The organism is Candidatus Dactylopiibacterium carminicum (genome assembly GCF_014736495.1).
Classification (GTDB): Bacteria; Pseudomonadota; Gammaproteobacteria; order Burkholderiales; family Rhodocyclaceae; genus Uliginosibacterium; species Uliginosibacterium carminicum.
Map to the genome: position 1 here is coordinate 24,617 of NZ_MDUX01000041.1, position 8,210 is coordinate 32,826.

At 61.9% G+C, this 8,210-nt stretch carries 7 protein-coding genes and 1 pseudogene; all 8 read left to right on the forward strand.

Features of this window, described 5'->3' with window-relative positions:
• Positions 1-98: 98 nt before the first annotated feature.
• Positions 99-1,817 carry a flagellar basal-body MS-ring/collar protein FliF gene (gene fliF, locus BGI27_RS12135; protein ID WP_095525129.1) on the forward strand — a complete coding sequence of 573 codons (1,719 nt, stop codon included), beginning with the start codon at positions 99-101 and terminating at the stop codon, positions 1,815-1,817.
• Positions 1,801-2,805, forward strand: a pseudogene (gene fliG, locus BGI27_RS12140) (flagellar motor switch protein FliG). The gene fliF and the pseudogene fliG overlap by 17 nt, the downstream one beginning before the upstream one ends.
• Before the next feature lie 32 nt (positions 2,806-2,837).
• Positions 2,838-3,539 carry a FliH/SctL family protein gene (locus BGI27_RS12145; protein WP_095525130.1) on the forward strand — a complete coding sequence of 234 codons (702 nt, stop codon included), beginning with the start codon at positions 2,838-2,840 and terminating at the stop codon, positions 3,537-3,539.
• A 3-nt stretch (positions 3,540-3,542) separates the two neighbouring features.
• A complete protein-coding gene (gene fliI, locus BGI27_RS12150; protein ID WP_095525131.1) occupies positions 3,543-4,955 on the forward strand; it encodes a flagellar protein export ATPase FliI in 1,413 nt (470 codons plus the stop codon).
• Between the two features lie 128 nt (positions 4,956-5,083).
• Complete coding sequence (fliJ, locus tag BGI27_RS12155; RefSeq protein WP_095525132.1) at positions 5,084-5,536, forward strand: flagellar export protein FliJ; 453 nt, start codon at positions 5,084-5,086, stop codon at positions 5,534-5,536.
• An 85-nt stretch (positions 5,537-5,621) separates the two neighbouring features.
• Positions 5,622-6,290: a DedA family protein gene (locus BGI27_RS12160; protein WP_095525133.1), complete on the forward strand. Its 669-nt coding sequence runs from the start codon at positions 5,622-5,624 to the stop codon at positions 6,288-6,290.
• A 1-nt stretch (position 6,291) separates the two neighbouring features.
• Complete coding sequence (gene purN / locus BGI27_RS12165; protein WP_095525134.1) at positions 6,292-6,936, forward strand: phosphoribosylglycinamide formyltransferase; 645 nt, start codon at positions 6,292-6,294, stop codon at positions 6,934-6,936.
• A gap of 11 nt (positions 6,937-6,947) precedes the next feature.
• A complete protein-coding gene (locus tag BGI27_RS12170) occupies positions 6,948-8,024 on the forward strand; it encodes a hypothetical protein (protein ID WP_095525135.1) in 1,077 nt (358 codons plus the stop codon).
• Positions 8,025-8,210: the final 186 nt, after the last annotated feature.

Below are 8,210 nucleotides of genomic sequence, written 5' to 3' on the forward strand. Positions count from 1 at the left end.
CAGGCCGGAATTAACCGGCAAAAACTGCCGCTTATTTCGCGCTCATAGTTACGGTTTGCCGGCCAGAATGCGAGCGTGACCCAGTGGAGTATTCCGTCATGGCCGAAGAAGCCTTGCCCACGCCGCCTGCTTCGCCCGTACAGGTGATCGTGGAAAATTTCAACAAGCTCACGCCGCGCCAGAAGATGGCCGGGGCGGCTTTGATCGCGCTCAGCCTGTCCTTGCTGGTCGGCATCTGGTTATGGAGCAAGCAGCCACAGTATTCCGTGCTCTTCTCCGGGCTGGACGAGAAGGACGGCGGTGCGATCGTGACGGCACTGCAGCAGCAGAACGTGCCTTATCGCGTGGAAGCCGGTGGCAGCGCCATCTACGTGCCAGCAGAGCGAGCCAATGAACTGCGCCTGACGCTGGCTGCGAACGGCCTGCCGCGTGGTAGTTCGGTGGGCTTCGAGTTGCTGGAGACGCAGAAGCTCGGCGTCTCGCAGTTCCATGAGCAGATCGATTATCAGCGCGCGCTGGAAGGCGAACTGGCGCGCACCATTCAGTCGCTGTCGGCAGTGGCTGGCGCGCGTGTCCATCTGGCGATCCCGAAGCAGAATGCTTTTCTGCGCAATGAGCAGAAGCCTACCGCTTCGGTGGTGGTGAATCTGCATCCGGGGCGTTTCCTGGAGCTGGCACAGATTGCGGGCATTGTGCATCTGGTGTCCTCCAGCGTGCCGCAACTGGCCGCCAGCCAGATCAGCGTGATCGACCAGCAAGGCAATCTGCTGACCCGCAATCCGAATCCTGACGGCTTGATGCTGGACGACAGCCAGATCAAGTATGTGCGTAATCTTGAGGACAACTACATCGAGCGTATCGGCAAGATCCTCGATCCGGTACTGGGCGAGGGGAATTTCCGCGCCCAGGTGATGGCGGACGTGGATTTCGACCGCGCCGAGCAAACCTCCGAAACCTACCGACCCAACCCCGCACCGGACACTGCGATCCGCAGCCAGCAGAGCAACGAATCCCAGACCAATCAGCCGGGGCCGCAAGGCGTGCCGGGGGCACTGACCAATCAGCCTCCGGTGCCTGCCACTGCGCCGATCACTGTGCCGGCGGTACCTGGTCAGGCGCAACAGGGCCAACAGGGGCAGGCCGCGTTGCCGATCAGCTCAAACCGCAGTACCACCACGAACTACGAGCTGGACAAGACCATTCAGCATGTGAAGCGCGCGACCGGCCAGGTGCGCCGGCTGTCGGTGGCGGTGGTGGTAAATCACCGGCCTTCGCGCGATGCACGGGGCAACGTGACCTCGGCGCCGCTTGGTGAAGATGAGGTCCGCAAGATCAATGATCTGGTACGCGAAGCCGTCGGCTACAGCGAGCAGCGTGGAGACTCCATCACGGTGACCAATGCCGCCTTCACGCTGGCCGAGAAGAGCGAAGCACCGCCACTGCCTTTCCTGAAGGATCCGGAAAATATCGAGCTGATCAAGGAAGTCGCGCGCTGGCTGGCGTTGCTGCTGGTGGCCTTCATCATCTATCGCAAGGTGATCCTGCCACTTGTGCGGACCGTGGCACCGCCACCACCGCCACCCGCGGAAGCCGAAGAGCCCGCCGAACCCACGCTGGCACAGGACGGGGAAGGCTCGGACGAAGAGGACGAACTGGATGGCGACATTTCGCCCGAAGTTCTGGAGCTTGAGCTTGCGAAGATGAGCTTCGAGAAGAAGCTGGCGCGTGCCCGCGAAGTCGCGAAGAAGGATCCGAAGATGGTCGCGCAACTGATCAAGGAATGGATGGGGGGCGGCGGCAATGGCGAAGGACGTTAATGAAGGTCTGGAGAAAAGCGCCCTGTTGCTGCTCACTTTGGGAGGCGATGAGGCTGCGGAAATCCTCAAGCATCTGTCGCCGCGCGAGGTACAGAAACTTGGCGCAGGCATGGCGCAGATGGCGCCTCAATCGCGTGAGCGCGTCGAGAAACTGTTGGAGGAACTTCAACTGCATGCCGCCCGTGGTGCGGATATCCAGCCGGATGAGGATGCCATCCGCGCCATGCTCACCAAGGCGCTTGGGGATGAGCGCGCGGCTAACCTGATTTCGCGGGTGCTGCAGGGGTCCGATACCGCCGGCATCGAATCGCTCAAGTGGCTCGATGGCGCCACGGCAGCCGATCTCATCAAGAATGAACACCCGCAGATCATCGCCACCATCCTGGTGCACCTGGAGTTCGACCATGCGGGCGAGATCCTGCGCCATTTCGACGATCGTCGCCGGAACGAGGTGCTGTTGCGCATCGCCACGCTGGATGGCGTGCAGCCCGCCGCACTGAAGGAGCTCAATGAGGCGCTCACCCGCGTTCTTTCGGGATCTGGTCAAAGCCTAAAGAAGGCCTCGATGGGAGGGACACGCCATGCTGCCGAAATCCTCAACTTCGTCGGCACTGCGGCGGAAACGGCCATTCTTGACAATGTGCGGGAATAAGACCCCGATCTTGCCCAGCGCATCCTGGACGAGATGTTCGTGTTCGAAAACCTCATGGATGTGGACGATCGTGGCATCCAGGTCATCCTGCGCGAAATCCAGGGCGATCAGTTGGTGATCGCGCTCAAGGGCGCGGCGCCCGAAATGCGCGAGAAGATCTTCAAGAACATGAGTACGCGTGCGGCCGAGATGCTGCGCGAGGATCTGGAAGCGCGCGGTCCGGTGCGCCTCTCGGAAGTGGAGGCGGCACAGAAGGAGATTCTCAAGACTGCACGCCGGTTGTCCGAGGAAGGGCAGATCATGCTCGGTGGAGGCGGCGACGATGCCTTCGTCTGATCCGACCATCCGTCTGAAGGCAGGAGTCACTCGTGGCTGATGTCATTCCGAACAATCAGGCGTCCGGTGCCTATCCGCGCCTGGCCTTCGAGCAGTTCGACGCGCCACCGCCCGCGCCCGAGCCGCCTGTGGAGCTTGTGCCGCAGGCTTCGCTTGAGCCTGAGGCGGGTGCGGAACAGCCTGCTGACGATGGTCCGCTGGAAATAGCGCCCGGGGTGCAGTTGCCTACGCTGGAAGAGATCGAGCGCATCCAGAGCGAAGCCCATCGCGAGGGTTACGCATTGGGGTACGAGGAAGGTTCCGCGCGCGGACGCATGGAGGCTGCCGAGCTGCACCAACTGTTGCAGTCGATGGATGACGCCATGGAGCGGCTTGATCAGGAGATCGCCGAGGAAGTCCAGGTTCTGGCCATCGAGATCGCTCGCCAGGTGTTGCGTGAAACCTTGGCGTTGCGTCCTGATGTGGTGTTGGGCGTGGTGCGGGAAGCGCTGTCTCAGTTGCCGCAAAAGGGGGCCGTGATCCACGTGAATCCAGAGGATCTGGAGTTGATGCGTCGCTTCGTGGCCGAGCATTACGAAGCGGTCGAGCACCGGGTGGTGGAAGATGCCACCGTGGAACGTGGCGGCTGCCTGATCGAATCCGCCGGCGGCCAGATCGATGCCCAGATCCAGACGCGCTGGCGCCGCGTGGTCGAAACCCTGACCCGCGATGCCGGCGGTTTTCACGAGAGCTGAGCGATGGGTACGCGGGAGCATTTCGGTCCGGTCTGGCGCAATTTCCTGGAGGATTGCGGGACTGTGGTGCGCAATACTGCGCCCTGCCAGGTTCTGGGGCGGCTCACCCGCATCAACGGGCTGGTGATGGAGGCCGCCGGGCTCAAGCTCCCGCTGGGGTCGGGCTGCCGTATCCTGGTGCCGGGCGGCGGTACGGTGGAGGCCGAGGTTGTCGGCTTCAACGGCGACAGGCTCTACATGATGCCGACCGACGATGTTTTCGGGCTGGCCCCCGGTGCGCATGTGCTGGCCAATGAGCCGGTGCAACCCACCCCCAATGCCGCAGAGCGGGTGGAGCCGCGCCGTCGCGTATCGGATCGCGCCAAGCATCTGCCGGTGGGAGACGAGCTGCTTGGCCGGGTGGTCGACGGCGCGGGCCGCCCGCTCGACTCCCTGGGCCCCCTGGGTTCCACGCAGACGCGCTCCTTGCAGGCCCGCCCGGTCAATCCGCTAACGCGGGCCACCATCAGCCACAGCCTGGATGTCGGCATCCGCGCCATCAATGCCCTGATGACAATGGGGCGTGGTCAGCGCGTGGGCTTGTTCGCCGGTTCCGGCGTCGGTAAATCGGTGCTGATCGGCATGATGGCCCGTTTTACCTCCGCCGATGTGGTTGTGGTTGGCCTGATCGGTGAGCGGGGTAGGGAAGTCAAGGAATTCATTGAGCAGAACTTGGGCGCCTACGGTCTGTCGCGCTCCGTAGTGGTTGCTGCGCCTGCCGACACCAGTCCGCTGATGCGCCTGCAAGGGGCTGCCTACGCCACTACCATTGCCGAACATTTTCGGGATCAGGGCAAGCAGGTGTTGCTGATCATGGATTCGTTGACCCGTTACGCCATGGCCCAGCGCGAGATCGCGCTGGCCATCGGCGAGCCGCCGGTCACGCGCGGTTATCCTCCTTCGGTTTTTGCGCGCCTGCCGGCGCTGGTCGAGCGGGCTGGCAACGGTCCGGAAGGTGGTGGTTCGATCACTGCCTTCTATACCGTGCTGGCCGAGGGGGACGACCAACAGGATCCCATCGCGGACTCCGCGCGTGCCATCCTGGATGGCCACTTCGTGCTTTCCCGCAACCTGGCGGACCAAGGCCACTATCCCGCGCTGGATATCGAGCAATCGATCTCGCGGGCCATGCACGGTCTGATCCGCCCGAGTCATTTCGACCTCGTGCGGCGTTTCAAGCAGCTGTTCTCGCGCTATCAGCGCTCACGCGATCTGATTGCCGTCGGCGCCTATCAGGCCGGTAGAGATCCGGTGCTGGACGAGGCCGTGCGCATGTATCCGGGGCTGGAGGCTTTCCTGCAGCAAGGCATAGACGAACGGGCCGATTTCGAAGACAGCCTTGGAAAGCTGCACCAGCTTTTCGGCAAGACCCTGTAAGAACCTGTCACAGGAGGATTCATGCTGAGCGCTAAGCCGGTTTCCCGGCATACACTTCCGGCTGTCGTGGCGGCGTCATGCATTTGAAGCGCTGCTGCGTCCGCTTCTGAACGGTATCGGGATCGCCCATGCAACACAGGACCCCATTGCAGGTACTCCAGGAACTCGCGCATGAGCGCGTGGACGAGGCTACGCGCAAGCTGGGCGAACTGATCGCCAGCGAGCATGCCGGAGAGGTCAAACTCCAGATGCTGCAGAAGTACCGGCAGGAATACCGTGATCGTTTCCTACAGGCTGCGCGTGGCGGTATCGATCCGGGAGGCTGGGCCAACTACAGCGCTTTCCTGGTCAAGCTGGACGAGGCCATATCCGCGCAGCAGGTGGTGTTGGAGCATTCACGTCATGCCACTGCGCGGGGCCAGCGGGAGTGGGCTTCGGAGCACACGCGCGCAAAGGCCTTCGACACGCTGACCGAGCGCCAGCATCGCCAGGAACAGCATCGCCTCAACAAGCGGGAGCAGGCGCAGAGCGACGAACACGCGATCAAGGCCTATACCCGCGGTCTGCAGGAAAACTCCTGATCGCCATTCTGGCGGGATAGTTTTCGCTCCGGGCTGGTCGGAGCCTTCCGGTATCATTGCCGGTCCGCTCCACCGCCACGCCATCATGGAATTCGTTACCCATTTCATCGCATTGTTCGGCCAGTTCATCGATATCGTTCTGCATCTGGACAAATATCTGGCGCTTCTTGTAGCCGATTACGGCACTTGGATCTACGTGATCCTGTTCGTGATCATCTTCTGCGAGACGGGGCTGGTGGTCACCCCCTTCCTGCCTGGAGATTCGCTGCTGTTCGTGGCAGGTGGCATCGCCGCTGCGGGCGGGATGGATATCAACCTGCTGTCGTTCAGCCTGTTTATCGCTGCGGTGCTGGGCGACAGTCTCAATTTCTGGATTGGCAGCAAGGTTGGCCCGCGTGTATTCCAGTGGGAGCAATCACGTTTCTTCAACCGTCAGGCCTTCGACAAGACGCATGAGTTCTTTGAGAAGCATGGGGGCAAGACCATCGTGATCGCCCGCTACATTCCTTTGGTGCGTACCTTTGCACCCTTCGTGGCGGGCGTCGCGGCGATGGACTATCGCCACTTCCTCCGGCTCAATGTGCTGGGGGGCGCCTTGTGGGTGTTCTCGCTTACTTACGCCGGTTATTTCTTCGCCAACATCCCGGTGATCAAGAACAATCTCAGTCTGTTCATCATCGGCATCATCCTGGTATCCCTGTTGCCGGTGATCATCGCCTGGCTGCGTAGCCGTGCGGCGGCCAGGGCTGCCTGACATGAAGCGCATCGTCATCCTGATCTCTGGGCGTGGCAGCAACATGGAAGCCATTGCACGTGCCACCATTCCCGGCATGCAGATCGCTGCTGTGATCTCCAACCGCCCGGATGCACAGGGGCTTGAAATTGCGCGAGCCCTGGGCATCGAGACCATTGCGCTGGACCACAAGACCTTTGCCGATCGCGATGCCTTCGATACTGCGCTGGCTGCCCGGATCGACGGTTTTTCGCCGGATCTGGTGGTGCTTGCAGGTTATATGCGTATCCTGACCGAGGCTTTCGTACGGCATTACGCGGGCAGGCTGTTGAACATCCACCCGTCGCTGCTGCCGAGCTTCACAGGTTTGCATACCCATCGCCGGGCTATCGAGGCCGGCGTAAAGGTGGCGGGCAGCACGGTGCATTTCGTCACGCCGGAACTCGACAGCGGTCCCATCGTGATCCAGGCCGTAGTGCCAGTATTGCCTGACGATGATGAGGATGTGCTGGCTGCGCGGATACTGGCACAGGAACATCGCATCTATCCGCAGGCCGTACGCTGGTTCGTGGAAGGCCGTCTGCAATTCGACGTCCAGGGTCGCGTGCAGGTGCGTGAAGCCGGGCCCGCACTCACGGGCTGGAGCGCTCCGCCCGTGGAGATCTGACGAGGGCCGATGTGCGGTGTCCTGGCAGCCTGGCTACGGCCATCACGCTTTCCGTATTGCTGCATCTTGTCGGGCTGGTGAGCCCACCGTTGTGGGCGCCGCCTTTCGTCGAGCCAGAGGGCGAAGCGGTGCGACTGGAGGCGCGTTTGTCCAGCCCGCCGCCACCGCCAGCTCCCGCGCCTCAGCCTGTTCCAAAGCATGAACCGGCAGAATCGGTCATCCGCGCCGAGCCTGCGCCCGTGCCAGTCACAGAGAGTGCTGCGATCGAAGAGTCTCCGCTGGAGACTCCCGAGATCGCTTCCGAATCCCCGCCGATAGAGGCGCCGGATTCCGGCGAGATACCTGCGGATGCGTCCGCTCCGGCAGAAGCACCTATTCTTGCCGAGTCGTCATCGCCGGTGATCGACGAGCCTCCGGCAGCACTGGCTGCCGAGCGCCTGCCACGTCAGGGCCGGGTGCGCTATACGGGAACCGGTGGTGGCTTCATCAGTATCGGTGTGAGTGGCGAGGCGCGCTGGGAGCACGACGGCGTGAATCTGCACAGCCGTCTGAGCGCTGGCATCAACTCTCTGGACGGGCAGTTCGCGTTCGAGTCCGACAGCGTGCTGGCGGGGCCTAGCATCGTATCCACGCAAAGCCAGGACAGACGCATGCGCAAGCACTCCAGTGCGCGTATCGATCAGGGCAGCGGTGTCGTCTATCTGGCCCGCGGAGACGATCGGCGCGAGCGGACCATCAAAGGCTTGGCGGTGGCTTTGTCAGCCTTGCCCCAGGCCATTGCGGTACTGGATGAAAGTCTTGAGAAAGCCGCACTGTTCGTGGTGGGAGATTTCTGGGTGGAAGATGCCCTGCTGGTAGCACGTGGGCCTCAGCGCCTGCGCCTGCCGCATGGCGTGATGGATACCCGGCTGTATCAGACCCGTACCAACAATGGATCCCAGATAGACATCTGGTTGGCGCCGGCCTGGCAGAATGCCCCCGCGCGTATCCGTATCGAGATCAATGGCTGGGTCATCGACCTGCGTGCCGAAAGCGTCGAGATCAATGGCGAGATGTTGCTCAATGAGCCCGAGCCGGAACCGCAGTGACGCTGCGGTGCCGGTTTGCGTGCAGCGATTTCATTGCCATAAGTATTTTTATTGTTGAATCAAAAAGCAGAATTGGATTGTCTTTTTTGATTCCCCTAGTATTGAGCCATGGCCTGATTGACAGGCAATCCCTGAATCGCCCCGGGTTTCCTAGACAGCCCCGAGCTTCATGAAATACTGTTTTTC